The following is a 20,845-nucleotide window of genomic DNA, read 5'->3' as shown; positions in this document are numbered from 1 at the left end:
TGGTCAAACGTTTAGACATTTTAAAATATTAATTTAGATAAAAAAAATCTGACCACTCTGGAGTGGTCAGATTCGTTTTAAAACCGCATTTCTTACCTATACTCGCCTTCAAAACTCATGTATTTTTTCAAGATTTCCGTAATTTTCTGCGCGACCACTTTTGCGTCATGTTCGGGTATTTTTCTTTGCCTGTTAAGTGATTCTACAAAGAATTCGGCAAGTTTTTTATACAATTCAGGCGTTTGATAGAACACTATCGCAAAGTTACTCCCTGACGGTTTAAGAATGGTAAATGAACCAAAACTTTCATTAGGCTCTTTTGCTATATAAATCTTTGATTGATTTTTTGTGATAATTGTTTCCAATTCGTCGAAACGTTTTGGAATTTTCTCGCCTTCCGCCCTTGAAACAGGTTCCTGAAACTTAACCTGATATGTGTCAGGTTCAACCAGAATGTACAACTTCTTCCCGCCTGTTACAAATTGCAAGCCTGTTTCCGTCATAAAGATTTCTTTTACGCCGGCATAGGATACAATTTCGTAAATTGAATAGTATGATGTTTCACTGAAGAATGAAGAAACAATATACCCTTGAGCAAAAGGAAGTTTTCCTTGATGGTAAGCGTCGAACAGATTACGGAACGGAACATCGCTAACTTCTACTGGTTTTAATGTCGATGTTGGCTCGGCTTTTTTAACAGGAGCAGCTTTAGTACTTGTTGCTTTAGCAACAGTTGCTTTAGCAACAGTTGCTTTAGTTGCCGGTTTTTTAGCCGGGGCTTTTGCCGCCGATTTTTTGACCGGAGCTTTTTTAGCCGGAGCTTTTGCCGCCGGTTTTTTAACCGCCGCTTTTTTAGCCGGAGCTTTTGCCGCCGGTTTTTTAACCGCCGGTTTTTTAGCCGGGGCTTTTGCCGCCGCTTTTTTGGCTGGAGCTTTTGTCGCCGGTTTTTTAACCGCCGCTTTTTTAGCCGGAGCTTTTTTAGCTGCCGGTTTTTTTATAGTTGCCATTAATTCCTCCTAAATATTCTTGGAATAAAGATTATAAAATAATTATAATCCGATTCATATAAATTTAGCAACTGTTTTTACTTAAACATTTTGACAAATTATTTTGCCCGCGATAATGTTACAGCACAGGTAGTTACAATATCATCAACCGAAGCGCCTCTTGAAAGATCGCTTATTGGTTTCGCAAACCCTTGAAGGAACGGCCCATAGGCTTGAGCTTTGCCAAGGCGTTGAACCAGTTTATAGCCTATATTACCTGAGCCTAAATCGGGGAAAATCAGTACGTTAACTTTGCCTCTTACGGGGCTTCCGGGTGCTTTTTTATCCAGTACCCCAGGAACTAAAGCGGCATCAGCCTGTAATTCACCGTCAAAGATAAACTTGGGATTTCGTTTTTCAAGGATTCCTACCGCGTTTTGCACCTTTGTAACATTGTCATGCTTTGCAGAACCTTTTGATGAAAAGGATAAAAGGGCAGCTACCGGTTCGGTATTTAGGAACTCACGGCATGATTGAGCCGCACATTCCGTAATATCGGCAAGCTGTTCGGCAAGCGGGTCGGGTATTACCGCGCAGTCGGAGAAAATCAGCGATCCTTCCTTTCCGTATTGCGGATCCATTCCGGTCATTACAAAACAAGATGAAGCGTTTTTAATGCCGGGCGCCGTCCCGATAATGGCAAGCCCCGCGCGCAGTAAGTCGCCTGTAGTATTTATGGCGCCAGCGACCATCGCGTCAGCGTCTCCCATGTGAACCATCATCGCGCCCCAGCGCAGGGGGGCTGTAATGTCAGTTTTTGCCTGTTCAGGCGTCATGCCTTTGTGTTTTCGCAGTTCATAATATTCATTGGCGTATTTGCTTAAAACTGAACCGTCAACTCCCGGGTGAAGAAGGGCTATGCCTTCAAGATCAACGCCTTCTTTCATCGCGGAAGCCCGTATATCCGCGATATTTCCCAACAGTGTAATGCTTGCGGCTATTTTCTCGTCCAGCAGAATTCTTGCCGCTCTGATTGTCCGCTCTTCGCTGCCTTCAGGTAATACAAGCCTTTTAGGCGCTGAGGCGGCCTTTGTTTTCATAATTGATACAAAATCCATGTTTCCTCCTTAAAAATAACAAATTTATGATAACTCCTTTTCATAACTTGCGCAAGCCATAATAATTTGTTATAATTTTTATTTACATGGGGGCGTAGGTGACTGAAGTATACAATGATTTTCTGGAAGATGCGGATTTTGACACAATTCTGTCTCCAGATATTGATTTTACTGGGACATTACGTTTTGAAAAACCTTTTCTTATAAGGGGGAGGGTTTCAGGGGAAATTAACGCTTCCGGCTTGCTGGTTATAGATGAAAATGCCGTAGTAAACGCCAATATTCACGCCTTGCGCGTTTTAATCCGCGGACAGGTAAAGGGCGATGTTACCGCTATTGAAAAAGTGGAAGTTACATTATCCGGCAAGTTGTCGGGAAATGTTACGGCTCCTGAAATCTTTATGGAAACAGGATGCGTATTTAATGGCAGATGCACAATGGTTGGGAAAAATCTGTTATGAAGATAAAAATTAAATTAATAACGGCGGGTTTTCTTTTTATCCTCACCTTTGGCGTTTACGCTCAAAACCATCCCGATGCGTTAGCTGAATATCGCGCCGGAAATTTTGAAAGGGCGGTCCTTATTTGCCGTGAGGAACTTGCCGAAAACCCCAATAATCTTGAGTCGCATGTTGTTATCTGCTGGGCTTTAATCCGCTTGAACCGTTTGGAAGAAGCCATGCGCTATGCCCGCGCCGCAAGAGCTTTAAACCGTTTTGACGTGAGAATTACCCAGATTATGGGGGAAATCAGTTATTATCAGGGCAGAAATGATGAAGCGTTGCAGTATTTGCAAGAATATGCGAGCGCCGCTCCTGAAGGACAGCGCATTGATCAGGTTTATTATTTGATGGGAGAAATATACATCCGTCAGGGGAAATTCCGTCATGCCGATATCGCCCTTTCAACTGCGGTTCACTGGGTGCCAAATAATGCGGCGTGGTGGGTTAGGCTTGCGTACACTCGCGAAAACGCCAAGGATTTTAACAGCGCGATAGAGGCTTATGAACGCGCTCTTTCCCTTAATTCACAATTAACTGACGCTCAACGCGGGATTGAACGAATCAGGCAAGTTATGAACACCCAGTAAAGCGCCGCTTTTAATGCTGTCATTTTTAATACAAACATTAGGCTGTAAACTCAATCAACTGGAAAGCGAGGCAATTACTGACGCTTTTCTTAGGGCGGGGTTTGATCTGTTGAAATTTGACGGCGGACGGGCGGCAGAAGAACCATCTATTGTTATTATTAATACCTGTACTGTAACCTCGAAAGCCGATCAAAAAGCAAGGCGTGTTATAAGAAAAGCGTTGCGCGATTATCCTGAAAGCAGCGTTCTTGTTACAGGATGTTACGCGCAGTTGAACAGGGAAGATCTATTAAAGCTGGACAACGGTAAAAAGAAAAGGCTGTTTGTAATTAAAAAGGACAGTATCATTGATCTGCCGTCTTATTACAATGAAAATGAACAAATAGGCGGTATGTTGGAAAAATTTTCTGAAAGTCCGCAGTCGGATGCGCGGGACAGGATATTTCAATTTAATCCTCAAAGCTTTTCCAGCCATACAAGAAGTTTTTTGAAAATACAGGACGGATGTAACAATAACTGCACCTACTGCAGAATTCGCCTTGCGCGCGGCGCGAGTGTCAGTCTTGACGCGGACGAGGTTTTATCGCGCTTGCGGATACTGGATAAAAACCACGCTGAAGCTGTGCTGACTGGCGTAAATATCAGCCAGTACCGCGATAAAAATGAAATTGAAAATTGCGCGAATTTAAATCTTGCGCGGCTTTTAGAGTATCTTTTAAATGGCACTGAAAAAATCGCCCTGCGTTTATCCAGTCTCGCGCCTGACAGTATTGATGAAGAGCTTGCCGGCGTTTTAGCGAATAAACGCATACGCCCTCATTTTCATTTATCGATTCAATCGTGCAGTAAAAAAATTCTAGAAAAAATGGGACGTTCTTACGGCGGAAAAACCGTTGAAGACGCCGTTTCTCTTTTACGCCGCGCCAAGGGCGATCCGTTCCTTGCCTGCGACATTATCACAGGATTCCCCGGAGAAACAGAGAGAGAGTTTAAAGAAACTTATGAATTGTGCAAGAAACTGGATTTTGCATGGATACACGTATTTCCTTATTCAAAAAGACCGGGAACCGCCGCCTTTTCATTTCCCGGAACAGTACATGAAACTGAAGTAACAAGGCGACTCGGTCTTTTTACAGCCTTGGCGGAGCAGGGCAGGGCAAACTATGCCCATCGCTGGTTTGGCCGCGAAGTTGACGTGCTTGTAGAAAAAGGCGGCGGAAAATCGTGTAGAGGAGTTTCAGAGAACTACCTGAAAATATTGATTGTTTATAATGGAGAAAAGCCCCCTCCACCCGGAGAAGTTTTACGGTGTAAATTGCTGGAAAGGCATGATACGGATAAAGCAGAGGAGTATGACGCAGTTGCAGAGATAATCCCTGTTTATTGACAATGTGTAAAAAATTAGGAATAATTGGTACAGCATTGGGGATATAGCTCAGTTGGTTAGAGCGCTAGCTTTGCAAGCTAGAAGTCAGGGGTTCGAATCCCCTTATCTCCAATTATATTATTAAATACCCTTATAAATTAATGTTATGAAAAATTTTACATTGACTGGAGTGAGTGGGGATTCGAACCCCTGAAGAGGGAAGAGTTTTTATATGTTTATTGTGGGTTGGAGAGAGCTTCAGTTTTGCCCGCGGCGCGGATGGCGCTCAAAGATGCACGGCGAAGCCGTGTGGATGAATAATGCGGCATAGCGTGGCGCTTAATAAAATCCCCAAATTGTATAAATGCGCCGAACCTTTAGGTGAGGCAGTAGCGCCCGGAGAGATAAATCCCGCCTCAATTTGTTCATCTTATTAATTTTTATTGCGCCGGAACGTGTAGAATTTTTCATCCACACGCCTTAAGCGGCGTGCGTTTGAAAGTGAAGGATTTTAATGGCGATTAATTACTTTTCTAAAAACTGTAACATACCTCCCTCTGACCGCGGCGCAGACGGCGAGATAAATCTCGCCTCATTTCGTTCATCGTGGGAGAGCTGTTCGGCGCCGGAACGTGTAGAATTTTTCATCCACACGCCTTAAGCGGCGTGCGTTTTATTGTTCCCCCTTATCTCCAAAGACTGGTGGGGGGATTCGAACCCCTGAGGTGGGATGGGTTTTTATATGTTTGTTGTGGGGTGGAGAAGATTATACACATAAAGGGATTATAGGGTAAAATATGGAAGAAAGAACATTCAAGCAATGTTTGATAGGCTTCTTGCAGGGTCATTTTTTTTCTTCATCTTCCTGTTTTTTCATGGACTTTATTATGGCGACTGCCATTTTACGGTTTTTCTTTTCCATTTGCGCAATTATATCTGCTACCATTTTGGCTTCAGGGGGATATTGGGTTATTTTTTGCCTGGCATCTTTGCCGGTAACAAGATATTCCACTGATACGCCAAGCGCCTGCGCTATTGCTACGGCGGCATCTGCCGAGGGCATACAGTTATGTACATTTAAGTAAGTGTCAAGGGTTTGCTTTTTGACACCTGATAAGGCCGCTAGTTCTTTAACATACATACCGGAAAAACTTAGCTGTTCCTTGAGATTTTCCTTGAATCCCATAACTCATAATATGAAATTATCCATATTTTCCTCTTTACAATATGAATATATTAATGTTATATTGTTTTGTAGTATGAATTTATTCATTGTTTCTGTAGTGAAATATGAATAAATTTCGATTCTGGGCAGAAAAATTATTTTGTCCTCAAGAAAAAGGAGTATTAGTATGAAAAACAAGTGGGTGACAATCATTTTAATAGCAATCATCGGATGTATCGCACTATCCTGCGATAACGGAACAACAACAACAAGAATAGAAAAGACAGCTACTCTTGACGGAATTTGGTACGGTGGTATGTACGGTAATGAAATAATTATATTCAATAATGATGGTAGTTTTGAAATACCAAATGTGCGGAAGGGAATTTATACTGTCAGCGACAGCCTGATAATAATGCAATATACTCATTATTGGAATTATGATGATTATGATTGGGTTGAAAAAAAATATACCGAGTGGGTGGCTTATTCAATAAGCGGCGTTAAGCTTACTTTTACGTATAATGATAATTCACGTATCTTTACATATACATATACAAAATACAGCAGCATCGGTACTTCCGGCGATTTTTCTTATGTAATCGGAGACGTGGCAGTCATTACCGGTTATAATGGAACCGGAGTTGCTGTAACCATACCGACACAGATAAACGGAAAACCGGTTACCGGTATTGGGGGTTATGCTTTTTACCCTTGCGACAGCCTTGCCAGTGTAACTATACCCAACAGCGTTAAAAGCATTGGGAGAAGTGCTTTTTACGATTGCACAAGCCTTACCGGCATAACCATACCGGACAGCGTTAAAAGCATTGGGGATTGGGCTTTTGAAAACTGCACAAGCCTTACAAGCATAACCATACCCAGCAGCGTTACCGGCATTGGGTATGGGGCTTTTATGAGCTGCACAAGCCTTACCAGTGTAACCATAGGCAACGGCGTTACCAGCTTTGGGGATTGGGTTTTTCACGATTGCACCAGCCTTACCAGCGTAACTTTAGTAAGCGGCATCAAAACCATTGGAAAGGGCGCTTTTAACCGTTGTACCAGACTTGCCAGTATAACCATCCCAAACAGCGTTATCGGTATTAGGGATGGGGCTTTTCAATATTGCTCTAGCCTTACTAGCGTAACCATCCCCAACAACGTTAAAAGCATCGGGAATTGGGTTTTTTACGATTGCACCAGCCTTACTAGCGTAACCATCCCAAACAGCGTTACAAGTATTGGATTGGGGGCTTTTGATGGTTGTAGCAGCCTTACCGCAATAAACGTTGCTGCTCAAAATACCGCATATAGTTCTGTTGACGGCGTATTGTATAATAAAAATAAAACAACTTTAGTTAAATATCCAGGAGGCAGAACAGGCGCTTTTACTATACCAAACAGCGTCACCGTTATTGGGGAAAACGCTTTTACTTCTAGCAATAATCTTACCGGCGTAACCATACCAAACAGCGTTACTAGCATAATTGACGACGCTTTCAGGGATTGCACAAATCTTGTCAGCGTAACTATACCCAATAGCGTTACAAGCATTGGAGAGCGCGCTTTTGCCGATTGCACAAGCCTTACCAGCGTAACCTTTGCAACAGGGAGCAACATAACAGACGCTAATTTTGGAGACAGTGCCTTTCCTGAAGGATGGGATGGATTGGGCGGCGACAACTTAAAGACTACCTACTCAAGAAGAGGAAAAGCAGGAACGTATATGAGATCGGAATATGACAATATGTGGACAAAAATGCCCGATGATTACGATGATGACGACGTACCAAAGACTATGATTATCACCGGTATTCCTGCAACTGTAGGAGGAGTCACATTAAACGGAAAGCAAATAACAGTAGATATTGTGGATAACTCTAATAATAGGATTGATATGGTTGCTGTTGGTCAAGTAAATATCACCAGCACAACTGTTACAATCCCATTGATATCTGTAACAACAATGCGTCCATTTACCGGTACAGGTAGTTATTATATTATATTTTATTTAGATGTTAACAATACTCAAGATGATTTTAATGATGACGTTATCTATGCTTATACAGAAGATGGTTCCACTACTCTTATTAAATATAATCTTACTGTAGCCACAACGACCATTCCATTTAATCTATTTAATCCTGTAGCAGAATTAATCCTGTATGCGGAATAAAAAGGATAACGCAGAGTACCTGTTACAACTTTTTCATAGCGCACCTTGCCTTGCAGTGGACACGCAAAGTACCAATTGTTCATTGCTTATTAGCGCTAGAAGATGTATGCCCAATAAAATCCTTGAGTACAGGCGGGCAGGCTGCGTGCGATGTAAAAACATCTTTCGGGCGTTCCCCGCCGGAGAGACTTTGGAACAAAACAAAGAAAATTCAGAGAATAAAAGTTCGGCGACGTACCCTAGATAAAGCTTTCTACCTACCGCTGTTCAGTCGCCGAAAGGCTCGTAGGCGGACTCTTACGAAGTTTTTACAGCGTGCGCAGCCTGCCCGCCTGTACTCAATAAATTCTTTGGGCATACATCGTATAGTGGTTACCCATTGTATCTGTTACCGCTTTTCCATAGTACTAAAAGTTCTTGTGGTTCGTGGTAGAAATTTTCTTTTTGGACAGTTCTCTCACTTTGTTCATCTTATTAATTTTTATTGCGCCGGAACGTTTGGAATTATTCATCCACACGCCTTGACGGCGTGCTTTTTATTGTTCCCCTTTATCTCCAAAGACTGGTGAGGGGGATTCGAACCCCTGAAAAAGAGGATTTAAAGTATAGCAATGTTTTTAAAGGTTACTTCATTGGTTTCAGTATCGACTATAGTTAAATGGTCATGCTTTCCAGTGTCTGTGAATACAAATTTTAATTTGTTTTTACAGATTACTTTTGGACCATCGTACAATTCCGTATGTCCGACTGCCTGATTATAATTTTTAACCGCGTTATTCATTAATGATTTTGGCCTAATCCATAGAGGACCTTCATTTGGATTATCTCCAAAGTTGTCCGGTCCAACCCATCTAAAATAATTTGGACTTTCTTTAAAGAGCGTATTTATTTCTTCTACCGTTTTTATTCCCGCGCAAGACATCCATTCTTCGGACACTCCGGCATGAGAAAAAATCCATTCGTCATAAATATAAACTACTTCAAATTGTTCTTTATGCTTATTAAAAAATTCTATTATATCTACCGCATATCCTAATTGATACCCTGAACATCTTTCACCGAGATAATAACTTGTATCATGATTAGCCCAGCACAGGTCAACTTTTTTTGGAAAACGTTTTTTAAATGTAATTATATTACACGCGTTATTCATTTGCCCAGGCCATTTGTTGGTCCATGCGTCAAAATAATCCCCCAAAAAGATAATCTTGTCGAATTCATCAACCCTTTTCATGACCATTCGCCAATTAGTAGAGCCGTGAATATCAGTTACTATCGCAATTTTCATGTTTTTCCAAATACCTGATTATAATTTACATGAAAAATTAAGAATTAACAATATTGATTATAATGGATTTTACCGTCTGTTTAGCCGGAAATTTTTTTCTTGACACCGCAGATAACAAGGAGTAAAATTTGTATATATTACGGATTTAGGATATGCCTAAAACATGGAGTATTTTATGAAAAAGATTATTTTCGGGCTTTTGTTGTTTTTATCGGTTTCGCTATGTTTTGCAAAAGGGGTATTGGATGATAATACTGAAATAGGTATAAGTTATCATGGTATGATACATACTAAAGCTCGTGATTTTACCAGACAAAATCCGCATACATATACTGATGAAAAAATCACCGGTGATGTAGAGAACGCAGTATCTTCTATAGGCTTGAATTTTGCATATACAACATATTTTTTAGAAAACATCGGTCTTGGTTTTTATGCTGATGTTTTCTTTCCACAAGAAGTTAAAATTACCGTACAGGGGAATTCAGAAACACATGATTGGTATAAATTCGCTGTAGGAGCGGATATTTTATTAGGACCGGCATTTATTATTTATAATAATGAAAAAACACTTCTTTCTTTAGGCGCGGGAATACACGGGTGTCTTATTGGGGGTATATATGATGGAGAAGGAAGCGTATACTCATACCAGTTAGGTCTTGGTACAAATATCACCGGTAAATATTTTATTTTTCCAAATATATATGTTTTTGGGCGTTTACAACTTTCCTATGATTTTTATTCATCGGAAACGCTGGAAAGCTCAAATGAAAAAAGAAACGGCAGTCTTTCAGCATGGAGCATAAGTCCTTGCATCGGATTTGGATTTAAAAAATACTAGTCGTGAGACCACGCAAAGATAACGAACAACAACATTGCTAATTGCTCTCAAGGTTCGCTCCCTGTTCGTGTGGTTCGTGGTAAATTCTTCTTTATATATGATTAAATCTTTACAGATCAAGCGCGAAAACTTTGCTCCTACGAGTTTGATCGTAAATTTGGCGCTTTTTCTCGGGCAGATTGTCTACGGAAGACTCTTTAAAACCCAACGATTCAAACCAGTCTTGTGACTGAGTTGTTAGCACAAAAACGCGCCGCAGACCGGTTTTTTTGGCTTTTTCTATAAGGAAGCCGACAATTTTTCTGCCAAGACCGAGATCGGCGTAGTTTGGGTCTGTCGCTACGGCGGCAATTTCTCCCTGTTTTTCGCCCCACTCGTGAAGCGCTCCGCAGGCGCGAATCGAGCCGTCAATCTCTAAAACGGAATAATCGGTCTTTTTTTCCTGTATTTGCTCAGGATTCCGCCTGATAAGGATGCCTTTTTGCATAAAAGGTTCCATTAAACGTAAAATGTCTGGCATATCTTTGGAGTGTAATGGGCGGATGGAGTCGTATTCATCGGTATATATCATCGTTCCTACGCCGAGATTTGAGTAAATTTCCTTTAAAACTGCTCCTTCTTCCCTTCCATCAATAATATGCACCCTGTGAACGCCTTCCTGACTGGCTTTTAGAGCCAATTTTAGCTCCCGCATGAAGGTTGAGCCTGTATTTATCAAATTTTCTGTTTCTTTTGGGGTAAGTCTTGTAATGTTCAACCCTTGGGTAGCCGTAATAATGAACAATTTTATAGCTCCCAGTGCTTTTGAAACGGCAAGGGCGATTTCGTCACTTGGCACATTGTAGGGCTTTCCTGAAGGACTCCAGCCGACGCAGGGAAGGATTGGAACCATACCCAATTCCAGTACCCTTTTAAGCGAATCCGTGTAGATTTTATCGACCGTGCCGGTGTACTCGGCATCTATGCCGTTAATTACGCCCAGTCCCCTCGCCCTTACAAAGTTGCCGATTACCGCGTCTACCCTGCTGCCGGACAGGGATGTCATAAAGCGGCTTGCTATGTGAAACGCCGCCATTTCAACATAGGAAATTCCTTCCGAGGTTGTAACACGGACAGGACTGTCTTGAGTCGCAGCGTAGGATGAATCGATATCATGCTGTTTGAAAACCGCGTCGATGTTTTCCCTGACTCCGGGAACAATGATTACCTTGAAGCCTGTTTTTGCCAGCAGTGCAAGGTCTTTCACAAGGCCCGGAAAACCGGGGTCTTCCGTTACGGGGAAATCAATTTTAAAGACCATAGTAGAACCTTCGAACCTGTTTTGATAGTGAAAAACTTCGCGTATCAAATCTACCTGAGAGCCGGAAATATCATCCATGAAGTTATTTTAGTATGAATTAAAATATCTTTCTAGAGTTTTATTTTGATTTTTAACACTAAAGCTATTTTTTTGAATTCCGATATTAAGAATGAAGTGGGAAAAGTCTCTAAGGATTTTGGTTCAAAGTCTTTAAGACATTCCTTTCCCGGCTGAATAATGTGTCCGTTGGACCTCCTTTATTTATTCGGGTAACCTCACCCTTCCGGGAACGGTGGGTCGAGGGTTCTAGTTTTTCGGGAAGTAATTCCTTAGGAAAACGCAAATGGCACATGAATATTCGCATCTGGCGAATATTCGCAAACTTAGAATGAGTTTTTCCGTTGGTGAAACTCGAACAAAAGCCGCAAAGCGGTTTATTGTACGGCATGGAAGCCGCGGCGCATAACCGTCGATGACGGGGCGCCGGAAAAGCCAAAGGAGTGAGTATATGATAATCAATCACAACTTAAGTGCAATGTTAGCCGACAGGTCCCTCAAAGTTACCCAGGTGTTCCTGGATAAGAATATGGAAAAATTGTCGACTGGACTTCGCATCAATCGCGCCGGTGATGACGCTTCTGGACTTGCAGTTTCAGAAAAAATGAGGTCACAAATCCGCGGTTTGAATCAGGCGTCAACTAACGCCCAGAATGGTATTTCATTCATTCAAACAACGGAAGGTTACCTGCAAGAATCCCAGGACATTCTCCAACGTCTGCGTGAACTGGCAGTACAGGCTGCGAACGGTATTTATACCGACGAAGACAGAATGTACATCCAGGTTGAAGTTTCAGCCCTTGTTGACGAAGTTGACAGAATCGCGTCACACGCGCAGTTCAACGGGATGAACGTATTAACGGGACGTTTCGGCAGACCTATCGGCGAAAATGTGGTTACAGCGTCTATGTGGCTTCATATTGGAGCTAACATGGATCAGCGTGAACAGGTGTTTATCGGCACAATGACAACTAAGGGTCTTGGTATCCGCAACGTTGGTGACGATACTTTTATTTCACTGTCCAGCCCGGACAGTGCCAATCGTGCCATTGGAACTCTCGATCATGCGTTACAGATCATCAGCAAACAAAGGGCTGATCTTGGCGCCTACCAGAACCGCCTTGAGCACGCAGTACGCGGCTTGGACATTGGAGCTGAAAATATGCAAGCTTCTGAGTCTCGTATACGTGACACAAACATGGCGAATGAGACGGTAACTTATACCAAGAACATGATTCTTACACAGGCAGGCACCGCCATGCTGGCGCAGGCAAATCAAAGAGGTCAATCGGTTCTTTCTCTTCTGCAGTAAGCAATACCTCCAGCCGCTAAGAGTAATTTTAGCGGTTGGACGGCGTCTCTCGGAAAGGCGCCTGACCACTTAAATGTGGTCAGGCTTCTTTTTTTTAATGGATAGCGAAAAGAGCTCACACTAAGATCACGAAGAGACAAAGAACACAAAGAGGGAAGAAGGGGTTTTTGTCAGTTATCTTGTCGTAAAGTCCACGCATAGCTTTCGAACAATAACCCCACTCCCCATTCCCTAAATTTTATGGCAAGTTTTTATTTTTTATGTTACAATTAATTAAACAGGGGGTACTATGAAAAGGTTTTTATTTGTTGTTATATTGACTACTTTAGTTTTAGCATGCGCGGCGGCGCAGCAAGCGCCGTCTGCGGCGGCAGTTGAGTTGACTTTTACATTTACGCGTCAGAGCGGGGCCGCTAGCAATCAGTTTGCGGCGTGGATTGAAGATACTGAAGGCAAGTACATAAAGACGCTTTATGTTACAAAATGGACGGCTAATGGCGGCTATAGCAAAAGACCCGCTACAATCCCCATGTGGGTAAAAAAAGCCGACCCATCAAAGTTGACAAAAGCCCAGATTGACGCGGTAAGCGGCGCGACGCCGCAGACAGGGATGCTGACCTGCACATGGGACGGCACCGACAGCAAGGGTACGGCTCTTCTCTCTGGCAACTATGTTCTGGTTCTTGAAGGAACATTGCGCTGGGAAAATCAAGTTTACTATCGCGCGCCTATCGCTCTTGGCAAAGAAGCCAAGTCAGCGGAAGTAAGCGTTGAATACAAAGGCGACGCTACAGCGGAGCGAGTGATGATTAAAGATGTAAAGGTGCGGGTGCTGCGGTAAGAGGGAATTGTCGTGCCGATGGCGCGACAATGGCGTAAAGAACAATTATTTAACGCTGTTTTTATTTCATTCCAAATAGTCAAGCGTTTGCCTATTTAATGAGGACTTAATTTCTTTCCACTTTGGCATATATTTTTTAATAAACGAATAGAATCGTTCGTTGTGGTGTTTTTCTAAAATGTGAACAAGTTCATGCAGGATAATGTATTCAAGACACTCAGGCGTTTTCTTGGCAAGTTGCAGATTCAGAGATATTTTTCTTGCTATAGGTTTACAAGATCCCCAACGGCTAGTCATATATTTTATTTGCCAACTATTGCATTTTAACCCTGTAATTTTTTCCCACTTTGGAAGAAGCCGCTCTATTTCACCTTTCAACTGCTTGCGGTACCACTCCCGAATAAATTTCTCACGTTGTGCGGTATCGCTGTTTTTTCGGACAGTGAAGATTGCCTTATCGCCGGACAACTCAAGCGAATTTCTGCCGCCACTTTCAATTTGTAAATAGTACTGCTTCCCCCAAACATACAGCGTTTCACCTGAAACATACTCGCGTTTGGATTGGCGAAGTTGAGTATTAAACTTTTTTATTTGTTTTTTTATCCAACTGATTTTTGTATGCACAAACAACTCAATTTCTTCATTGCTCATGGAGAGAGGAGCGGATACTGTTACATCCCCATTTGGCGGCTTAACATAGAGGTGCATATTTTTTATGCTTTTTTTTGATATGTCAACAGGTATGCCGGAGATAACAAGTAACATTATAATATTCCTCAAGATAAGAATTATCCTTCTTTTTAAATGGTAAAAAATAAGCAGTTAAACGGTAATAATTAACTTTTGTCAAAATATCAATGGCATGAGCTTCATCCTCAATTATACAGCCTCTTAAGCGAAGCTTTTCTATTTGTTGCTTATATGTAGTAGGTGGTTTTATCAATGTCATAAAAAAACGTCCCCCCACTGTTACACATCACAAACCCACAAAGCAGATTTGGAGAGGTGCGGGGGTCCTAACATTATTATTATATGCTAAAAAGGAAAATTTTTCAAGTGTTTTTATAAATTCCTCACCCGTACACATCACAAACCCACAAAGTAGAGTTGGAGAGATGCGAGGAAGTTCTATTATAATTAATATTCCCGTTCGGTAACATTCTAAGCAAATTCCTCGCAAATCCCATATTTTATTACCGATAAGTAAGATTTACTTGATTTTTCGTAAAAAATACGTTATTCTTACCGATAGGTAATATAGGGAAAATTATGAAAATAAAAGATTCCAAATCTTTCGGGGCGGCTGTTCGGGCATACCGTAAACGGCAGGGAGCCACTCAGATACAATTGGCGGCGACCGCAAATACCGGGGTGCGTTTTATTGGCGACCTTGAAAAGGGCAAGCCTACGATACAGCTTAACAAAGCCTTACGAGTCGCTGATATTCTTGGCATAAAAATAGAAGTGCTCAATATTAATGAGGACGGCAAATGAGCAGAAAGCTTAACGTGTATCTTTGCGGAGAAAAAGTTGGCGTATTATCCGAAGATGATTTATTACAGCTAACATTTCAATATGATAATAACGCCTCTCCTTTATCCGTTCGCTTACCTGTAAGGGAGGAAAGTTATCCCCACGCCTTAACTTATCCGTTTTTTGAGAACTTAACTCCTGAGGGCGAGGCTTTTGAAATACTTACAAAAGAACATGCTTCGGGCAATAATGTTTTTTCCATTCTTGGCAGATTCGGCGGAGACTGCGCAGGAGCGGTGGCTTTTTATGAAACAACGCCTGATAATAGCGGAGAAAAAACGAGTGAAATATCTTCCCGAAAAATAGCGCAAATAATAGATAAACTGCCGCAGGATCCATTGCTTACAAGCATCGAAAATCCGCCACGGCTTTCACTTGCTGGGGCACAGTCAAAATTTGCGGTATATAAACTTGACAAAAAATATTATCGTTCAAGCGATGTAGCTCCTACAACCCATATAATAAAGATTACAAATAAAAGATTTCCTGATTTATTGCAAAACGAACTTTTTTGCATGAAACTCGCAAAGGTTATTTTATCTAACGTTTCTGAAATTGAACTGTTGGAAGCCGAAGGCCGTCCGTATCTTGAAATAACAAGATATGACAGATACATTAACAACAGAACGGTTCAGCGTATACATCAGGAAGATTTTTGTCAGGCGCTTGGTATTGTTTCCGGCAAGAAATATCAGACGGGCGGCGGAGCGAAAATAAAGGATTGTTACAGGATCATTAATGAATTTTCTGAAAATCGCCTTTCTGACATCATCCGTTTTATGGAATGGATTATTTTCAATTATTTAATAGGCAATACTGACGCCCATGCGAAAAATTTGTCTTTGCTTCACACCGGTTCAGGAGTTAAACTTGCCCCATTTTATGATTTACTTTCAACCGAGGTTTACCCCGAAAGCGTCATAGACCATGAAATGGCTATGCTTATAAACGGCAAGGGGAAATATAGTTCTCTAAAACAAAAAGATTTTATCGCTTTATTTGAAAATCTGGAACAAAATGCTACAAATATGATGAAAACCATAAAAGATATATTCGCAGATATTGTCCCTGCCGCTGAAAAACTTCGTAAAAATATGCCCACCCCCGATATGCCAATCTATAAAAAAATAACTTCGATTATTAAGAAGCGCTTTCCCATCTTATTTGGATAAATTCCAGCTACCTTTTTCTTAGTAAAATACCACCACATATATAATTTTCCTTGGAATAAGCTACTGCTTCCCAATTGGCGTATCATTTTTAAACGCTGGCTAAAAAACAAAACTGTCCGGGGATACGCCCCAAGGGTTTTTTCGCCTTAGGGTAGCCCTATAGTAATTCTTTAATACATAAAGATTTACGTTGTGCCGGCGATGAGACTCGAACTCATACCCCATTGCTGGGCCGCACTGTCGGTCACCTAAAGGTGCCCTTGCTTTTTTCTAATATGCGGCTTTCTTGGTGCTACGGCGTGCGGCATTTTTGATCTACACGGCTACGCCGTGCTGTTGTTAGCCGAGGATTATAAGTCCTCAACATTATTGTAAAGTAAAAAATCCGCTATTTGCCGGCGATGAGACTCGAACTCATACCCCATTGCTGGGAGAGGATTTTAAGTCCTCAGTGTCTGCCATTCCACCACGCCGGCCAAGTTGATTGCAATTTATAATTTACTAATTAGATAAGAAGATGTCAATGGTTCTTGAAATTTATTGGATAATATGGTAATATATTAGAATAAAAATTTTAGGAGTCGTATAATGAAAAAGAAAATACCTACAAGAATCTATCTTGCAGAAGATGAAATGCCAAAACATTGGTACAACCTTAGGGCGGACATGAAGTCAAAGCCCGACCCGATGCTGCATCCGGGAACCCTTAAACCGGTAACTCCCGCAGATTTGGGACCTGTTTTTTGTAAGGGCGTAATCGATCAGGAAATGGACGATACTACGCGTCTTATCCCCATCCCTGAAGATATTCAGGATTTTTACCGGGCATATAGGCCGTCTCCGCTCGTCCGCGCTTATTACCTTGAGAAAGCGCTGGAAACACCTGCGGAAATTTATTACAAGTTTGAGGGAACAAACACTTCCGGTTCCCATAAATTAAACTCGGCGGGACCTCAGGCTTATTACGCGAAAAAAGAAGGGCTTACATCCCTCACTACGGAAACCGGCGCGGGACAATGGGGAACCGCAATGGCGATGGCTTGCGCTTTCTACGGTTTAAAATTGACAGTGTACATGGTGAAAGTCAGTTCAGAGCAGAAACCTTACCGTAAAGCGTTGATGGAATCCTATGGCGCAAACTTGATTCCTTCGCCGTCCAATACCACAGAGTCGGGGCGTAAAATATTGGAAGCCGATCCTAAGACGGGCGGCTCTCTTGGCTGCGCCATTTCCGAAGCAATAGAAACCGCCGTAAAAACCGATAAGTGCCGTTATGTGCTTGGAAGCGTATTAAATCATGTCTTGCTCCATCAATCAATAATTGGACAGGAAGTAAAAATCGCGCTTGACAAGTACAAAGTCAAACCCGATATAATCATCGGATGCGCCGGAGGCGGATCAAATTTGGGGGGACTTATTTCTCCATTCGTGGGCGAAAAACTTGCTGGCAAATCCAAGACGCGTTTTATCGCCGTTGAACCGGCTTCATGTCCGTCTTTTACGCGCGGTCGTTTTGCCTATGATTTTGGCGATACGGCAAAGACAACCCCGCTCATCAGAATGATGACTTTGGGCAACGGCTTTATCCCGTCGGCAAACCACGCGGGCGGTCTTCGCTACCACGGCATGAACGCCGCATTATCAAAGCTTTACAAAGACGGTGTTTTGGAAGCCCGCTCTGCGGTTCAGACCGATGTTTTTGACGCGGCTGTCCGTTTTATGAAGGTGGAGGGCATACTTCCCGCGCCGGAATCTTCCCATGCGATTAAAGCCGCTATTGACGAAGCTCTTGAGTGCAAAAAAACAGGCGAAAAAAAGGTCATCGTTTTTGGTTTAAGCGGAACAGGTTTCTTCGATATGACGGCTTACACCGCGTACAACAATAAAACAATGGAGGACCATATTCCAACCGATGCGGAACTTGAGCGCGGATTCGCGTCCATTCCGCAAATACCGCAAAACGCATAACTTACGAAGAACATCCAGTACCCCTATAACCTTGCGCCACAGGGTTATAGGGATTTTGTGGTGGCGGAAATAAATTAAGGTAAGCCTACTCGAATGTATTGACAAATTTTTGTATATTTACTACAATGTTATGTTAAATAAAGTGTAACTAATTTATTAGTAAACTTAGTTTACATGGAACATTCCCACAAGCATAAAAGCCTGCGGTATGGATGGAAAGAATTCATGGGAAAAGGAGTTGATTCTGTATGAAAAATGAATTCGGAAAAAAATTTGAAATGGTTTGTGACATATTGGATCGTCACCAACGCAATTCAAGCAACCTGATCGCCATTTTACAGGAGATTCAGGAAGCGTATTCCTATCTGCCGGAGGACATAATGACCTATGTCGCGACGGCTCTGGAAGTCTCGCCGGGAATTGTCTTTGGTGTTGCGACTTTTTATTCACATTTCACCCTTGATCCAAAAGGCAAATATGTTATCAAGGTGTGCGACGGGACGGCCTGTCACGTTAAAAAATCGTTAGCCATCATTAACATGCTGGAAAAAGAGCTTAAACTCAACGAGAAGAAAAAAACATCGGACGACTTGCTGTTTACGCTGGAGACGGTAAACTGCCTTGGGGCATGCGGCATCGCGCCTGTAGTTGTAATCAACGAAGATGTGTACGGATCGATGAACCCTGAAAAAACAAAAGCTCTTATTGATAAAATTCGAAAGGAGGAATCCGCAAATGCCTGAAAAATTGACATTAGAACAAAGGAAGGAGCAGTTTGAGCAATCGGCGGCATGTCAAAAACCGCGCATTATTATTTGCGCTGGAACCGGCTGCGTGGCGGGCGGCTCCTTAAAAATTTACGACCGTTTCCGCGAAGAATTGTCAAAGCGCGGGTTAAAAGTTGCAGTCGCGTTGGAATGTGAACAGGGCGATTATTCAATCGCGGAAAGCGGCTGTCAGGGCTTTTGCCAGATGGGGCCGCTTGTAACAATAAAACCGAAAGGCATTCTTTATACCAAGGTTTCTCCCAACGACGTAGAAGAAATCGTAGAAAAAACACTTGTAGGCGGCGAGTATGTCGAGCGCCTACTCTACACCAGCCCCGACCACGGCGCGCCGGTAAAAGACATGGATAAAATCCCTTTTTACCAGAAGCAGCATCGGTTGACGCTAGCGCTGTGCGGTAATATCGACGTTAAAAATTTAAACGAATACGTCTATCACGGCGGTTATTTCATGGCGCGTAAAGCGTTGCAGGAAATGAAAGACAAGGAACTCTGCGATTTAATGCTCGCTTCCGGCCTTAGAGGGCGCGGCGGCGCGGGCTTCCCCACAGGGCGCAAATGGGATTTAACCCGTATCCATGAAAACGAAGTGAAGTACGTTATCTGCAACGGCGACGAAGGCGACCCTGGCGCGTTCATGGACCGCTGCGTAATGGAAGGAAATCCTCACGCGGTACTGGAAGGAATGATGATCGCGTCAAAGGCGATAAATGCCACACACGGATACATTTATGTGCGTATGGAGTATCCCCTTGCGGTAAAGCGGCTTAGGGCGGCAATTGCTCAAGCGCAGGAAGCCGGCATATTAGGCGATAATATTTTCGGCACGGGCAGAAATTTTAATATCGAAATAAAAGAAGGCGCGGGCGCGTTTGTCTGCGGCGAAGAATCCGCGTTGATTGCCTCTATCGAGGGCAAACGCGGTATGCCTACATTAAAGCCGCCTTTCCCCGCTGAGAAAGGTTTGTTCGGAAAGCCTACCGCCGTCAATAACGTTGAAACTTTAGCGACGGTTCCGCTTATCCTCGGCATGGGAGCAGATGAATACGCCAAGCTGGGTATGGCGACATCGAAGGGAACAAAAACTTTCGCGCTTACAGGCCATGTCGCTAATACCGGATTAATCGAAGTGCCGTTTGGCGCGACGCTGCGGGAAATTATCGGCGACATCGGCGGCGGCGTTACAAACGACGACGGCTCTCTTTGCGGCTGTGATTTTAAAGCGGTGCAGATTGGCGGACCATCGGGCGGCTGTCTCACACAGGAACATCTGGACATGCCTCTGGATTATGACAACTTGGCAAAAGTCGGAGCGATGGTTGGCTCGGGTGGCCTTGTCGTAATGAATAAAGGTACCTGCATGGTAAAAATCGCAAGGTATTTTATGCAGTTTACGCAAAACGAATCCTGCGGAAAATGCGTGGTATGCAGAGAAGGAACCCGTCAGATGCTGGTGCTTCTCGATGAAATTATCGAAGGCAGGGCAACTGCGGATACCTTAGCCCTGCTAGAAGATCTTTCGCAGGTTGTTAGAGTCGGCTCTTTGTGCGCTCTCGGCAAAACGGCTCCCAACCCGGTGTTGTCTACTTTAAAATATTTCAGGGACGAGTATAACGCCCACGTATTTGACAAAAAATGTCCGACCGGAAACTGTGAAGCTCTTGCTGACTATAAAATTCACCCCGATAAATGCAAAGGTTGTACTCTTTGCTCGAAAAAATGCCCGGTTGAGGCGATTAGCGGCGAATTAAAGAAACCGCATACTATCGATACTAAAAAATGTATCAAGTGCGGCGCATGTATACAGAATTGTAAATTCTCTGCCATTGTAAAAGGATAGGTGT

At 42.7% G+C, this 20,845-nt stretch carries 19 protein-coding genes and 2 tRNA genes; 14 read left to right on the top strand and 7 right to left on the bottom strand.

The window, feature by feature from the left end; genetic code table 11:
• Positions 1–92 precede the first annotated feature (92 nt).
• Positions 93–1,007 carry a hypothetical protein gene (locus ACYVRH_RS02045; protein ID WP_461255263.1) on the bottom strand — a complete coding sequence of 305 codons (915 nt, stop codon included), beginning with the start codon at positions 1,005–1,007 and terminating at the stop codon, positions 93–95.
• 98 nt (positions 1,008–1,105) lie between these two features.
• Positions 1,106–2,104 carry a phosphate acetyltransferase gene (gene pta, locus ACYVRH_RS02040; protein WP_461255262.1) on the bottom strand — a complete coding sequence of 333 codons (999 nt, stop codon included), beginning with the start codon at positions 2,102–2,104 and terminating at the stop codon, positions 1,106–1,108.
• 98 nt (positions 2,105–2,202) lie between these two features.
• On the opposite strand from pta, the gene ACYVRH_RS02035 reads away from it, so the two are divergent.
• From ACYVRH_RS02035 to ACYVRH_RS02020, 4 genes are all read left to right on the top strand, one after another.
• Positions 2,203–2,565, top strand: a complete 363-nt coding sequence (locus tag ACYVRH_RS02035) for a bactofilin family protein (RefSeq protein ID WP_461255261.1) — start codon at positions 2,203–2,205, stop codon at positions 2,563–2,565.
• Positions 2,562–3,194 carry a tetratricopeptide repeat protein gene (locus ACYVRH_RS02030; RefSeq protein ID WP_461255260.1) on the top strand — a complete coding sequence of 211 codons (633 nt, stop codon included), beginning with the start codon at positions 2,562–2,564 and terminating at the stop codon, positions 3,192–3,194. The genes ACYVRH_RS02035 and ACYVRH_RS02030 overlap by 4 nt, the downstream gene beginning before the upstream one ends.
• A gap of 13 nt (positions 3,195–3,207) precedes the next feature.
• Positions 3,208–4,581, top strand: coding sequence for a tRNA (N(6)-L-threonylcarbamoyladenosine(37)-C(2))-methylthiotransferase MtaB (gene mtaB, locus ACYVRH_RS02025; protein ID WP_461255259.1), 1,374 nt, complete (start codon positions 3,208–3,210; stop codon positions 4,579–4,581).
• A gap of 37 nt (positions 4,582–4,618) precedes the next feature.
• Positions 4,619–4,692, top strand: a tRNA-Ala gene (locus ACYVRH_RS02020).
• 712 nt (positions 4,693–5,404) lie between these two features.
• Here the strand turns inward: ACYVRH_RS02020 and ACYVRH_RS02015 are convergent.
• A complete protein-coding gene (locus ACYVRH_RS02015; RefSeq protein WP_461255258.1) occupies positions 5,405–5,746 on the bottom strand; it encodes a helix-turn-helix domain-containing protein in 342 nt (113 codons plus the stop codon).
• A gap of 166 nt (positions 5,747–5,912) precedes the next feature.
• Between ACYVRH_RS02015 and ACYVRH_RS02010 the strand changes: the two genes are divergently transcribed.
• Positions 5,913–7,904, top strand: a complete 1,992-nt coding sequence (locus ACYVRH_RS02010) for a leucine-rich repeat domain-containing protein (RefSeq protein WP_461255257.1) — start codon at positions 5,913–5,915, stop codon at positions 7,902–7,904.
• 598 nt (positions 7,905–8,502) lie between these two features.
• Here the strand turns inward: ACYVRH_RS02010 and ACYVRH_RS02005 are convergent.
• A complete protein-coding gene (locus ACYVRH_RS02005; RefSeq protein ID WP_461255256.1) occupies positions 8,503–9,192 on the bottom strand; it encodes a metallophosphoesterase in 690 nt (229 codons plus the stop codon).
• 241 nt (positions 9,193–9,433) lie between these two features.
• Here ACYVRH_RS02005 and ACYVRH_RS02000 point away from each other — a divergent pair, with 241 nt between their 5' ends.
• The gene (locus ACYVRH_RS02000; protein ID WP_461255255.1) at positions 9,434–10,033 is read left to right on the top strand and encodes a hypothetical protein; all 600 of its coding nucleotides are present in this window, start codon (positions 9,434–9,436) and stop codon (positions 10,031–10,033) included.
• 109 nt (positions 10,034–10,142) lie between these two features.
• On the opposite strand, the gene argA is transcribed toward ACYVRH_RS02000, so the two are convergent.
• The gene (argA, locus tag ACYVRH_RS01995; protein ID WP_461255254.1) at positions 10,143–11,411 is read right to left on the bottom strand and encodes an amino-acid N-acetyltransferase; all 1,269 of its coding nucleotides are present in this window, start codon (positions 11,409–11,411) and stop codon (positions 10,143–10,145) included.
• A gap of 265 nt (positions 11,412–11,676) precedes the next feature.
• Here argA and ACYVRH_RS01990 point away from each other — a divergent pair, with 265 nt between their 5' ends.
• From ACYVRH_RS01990 to ACYVRH_RS01980, 3 genes are all read left to right on the top strand, one after another.
• Positions 11,677–11,799 carry a hypothetical protein gene (locus ACYVRH_RS01990; protein WP_461255253.1) on the top strand — a complete coding sequence of 41 codons (123 nt, stop codon included), beginning with the start codon at positions 11,677–11,679 and terminating at the stop codon, positions 11,797–11,799.
• Between the two features lie 42 nt (positions 11,800–11,841).
• Positions 11,842–12,702, top strand: coding sequence for a flagellin N-terminal helical domain-containing protein (locus ACYVRH_RS01985; RefSeq protein WP_461255252.1), 861 nt, complete (start codon positions 11,842–11,844; stop codon positions 12,700–12,702).
• A 289-nt stretch (positions 12,703–12,991) separates the two neighbouring features.
• Positions 12,992–13,543: a DUF2271 domain-containing protein gene (locus ACYVRH_RS01980; protein WP_461255251.1), complete on the top strand. Its 552-nt coding sequence runs from the start codon at positions 12,992–12,994 to the stop codon at positions 13,541–13,543.
• A gap of 66 nt (positions 13,544–13,609) precedes the next feature.
• Here ACYVRH_RS01980 and ACYVRH_RS01975 read toward each other — a convergent pair whose 3' ends face one another.
• Positions 13,610–14,308, bottom strand: coding sequence for a M48 family metallopeptidase (locus ACYVRH_RS01975; protein WP_461255250.1), 699 nt, complete (start codon positions 14,306–14,308; stop codon positions 13,610–13,612).
• Positions 14,309–14,812: 504 nt separating this feature from the next.
• Between ACYVRH_RS01975 and ACYVRH_RS01970 the strand changes: the two genes are divergently transcribed.
• On the top strand, positions 14,813–15,037 hold the full coding sequence (locus ACYVRH_RS01970) for a helix-turn-helix domain-containing protein (protein ID WP_461255249.1): 225 nt from the start codon (positions 14,813–14,815) through the stop codon (positions 15,035–15,037).
• Entirely contained in the window at positions 15,034–16,248 is a 1,215-nt protein-coding gene (locus ACYVRH_RS01965) for a HipA domain-containing protein (protein ID WP_461255248.1), read from the top strand. Before ACYVRH_RS01970 ends, ACYVRH_RS01965 begins: the two co-directional genes overlap by 4 nt.
• Before the next feature lie 393 nt (positions 16,249–16,641).
• On the opposite strand, the gene ACYVRH_RS01960 is transcribed toward ACYVRH_RS01965, so the two are convergent.
• Positions 16,642–16,724: transfer RNA gene (locus tag ACYVRH_RS01960), tRNA-Leu, on the bottom strand.
• 112 nt (positions 16,725–16,836) lie between these two features.
• Here ACYVRH_RS01960 and ACYVRH_RS01955 point away from each other — a divergent pair.
• From ACYVRH_RS01955 to ACYVRH_RS01945, 3 genes are all read left to right on the top strand, one after another.
• Complete coding sequence (locus tag ACYVRH_RS01955; RefSeq protein WP_461255247.1) at positions 16,837–18,216, top strand: TrpB-like pyridoxal phosphate-dependent enzyme; 1,380 nt, start codon at positions 16,837–16,839, stop codon at positions 18,214–18,216.
• Positions 18,217–18,464: 248 nt separating this feature from the next.
• A complete protein-coding gene (locus ACYVRH_RS01950; RefSeq protein ID WP_461255246.1) occupies positions 18,465–18,959 on the top strand; it encodes an NADH-quinone oxidoreductase subunit NuoE family protein in 495 nt (164 codons plus the stop codon).
• Positions 18,952–20,841 (top strand): NADH-ubiquinone oxidoreductase-F iron-sulfur binding region domain-containing protein, encoded by a 1,890-nt coding sequence (locus ACYVRH_RS01945; RefSeq protein WP_461255245.1) that lies wholly within the window; start codon positions 18,952–18,954, stop codon positions 20,839–20,841. The genes ACYVRH_RS01950 and ACYVRH_RS01945 overlap by 8 nt, the downstream gene beginning before the upstream one ends.
• The last annotated feature ends 4 nt before the right edge of the window (positions 20,842–20,845 follow it).

This window comes from Treponema sp. R80B11-R83G3, assembly GCF_054786115.1.
Note: the sequence above shows the minus strand (reverse complement) of the source record. Positions and strands in the feature narration are given on the sequence as shown.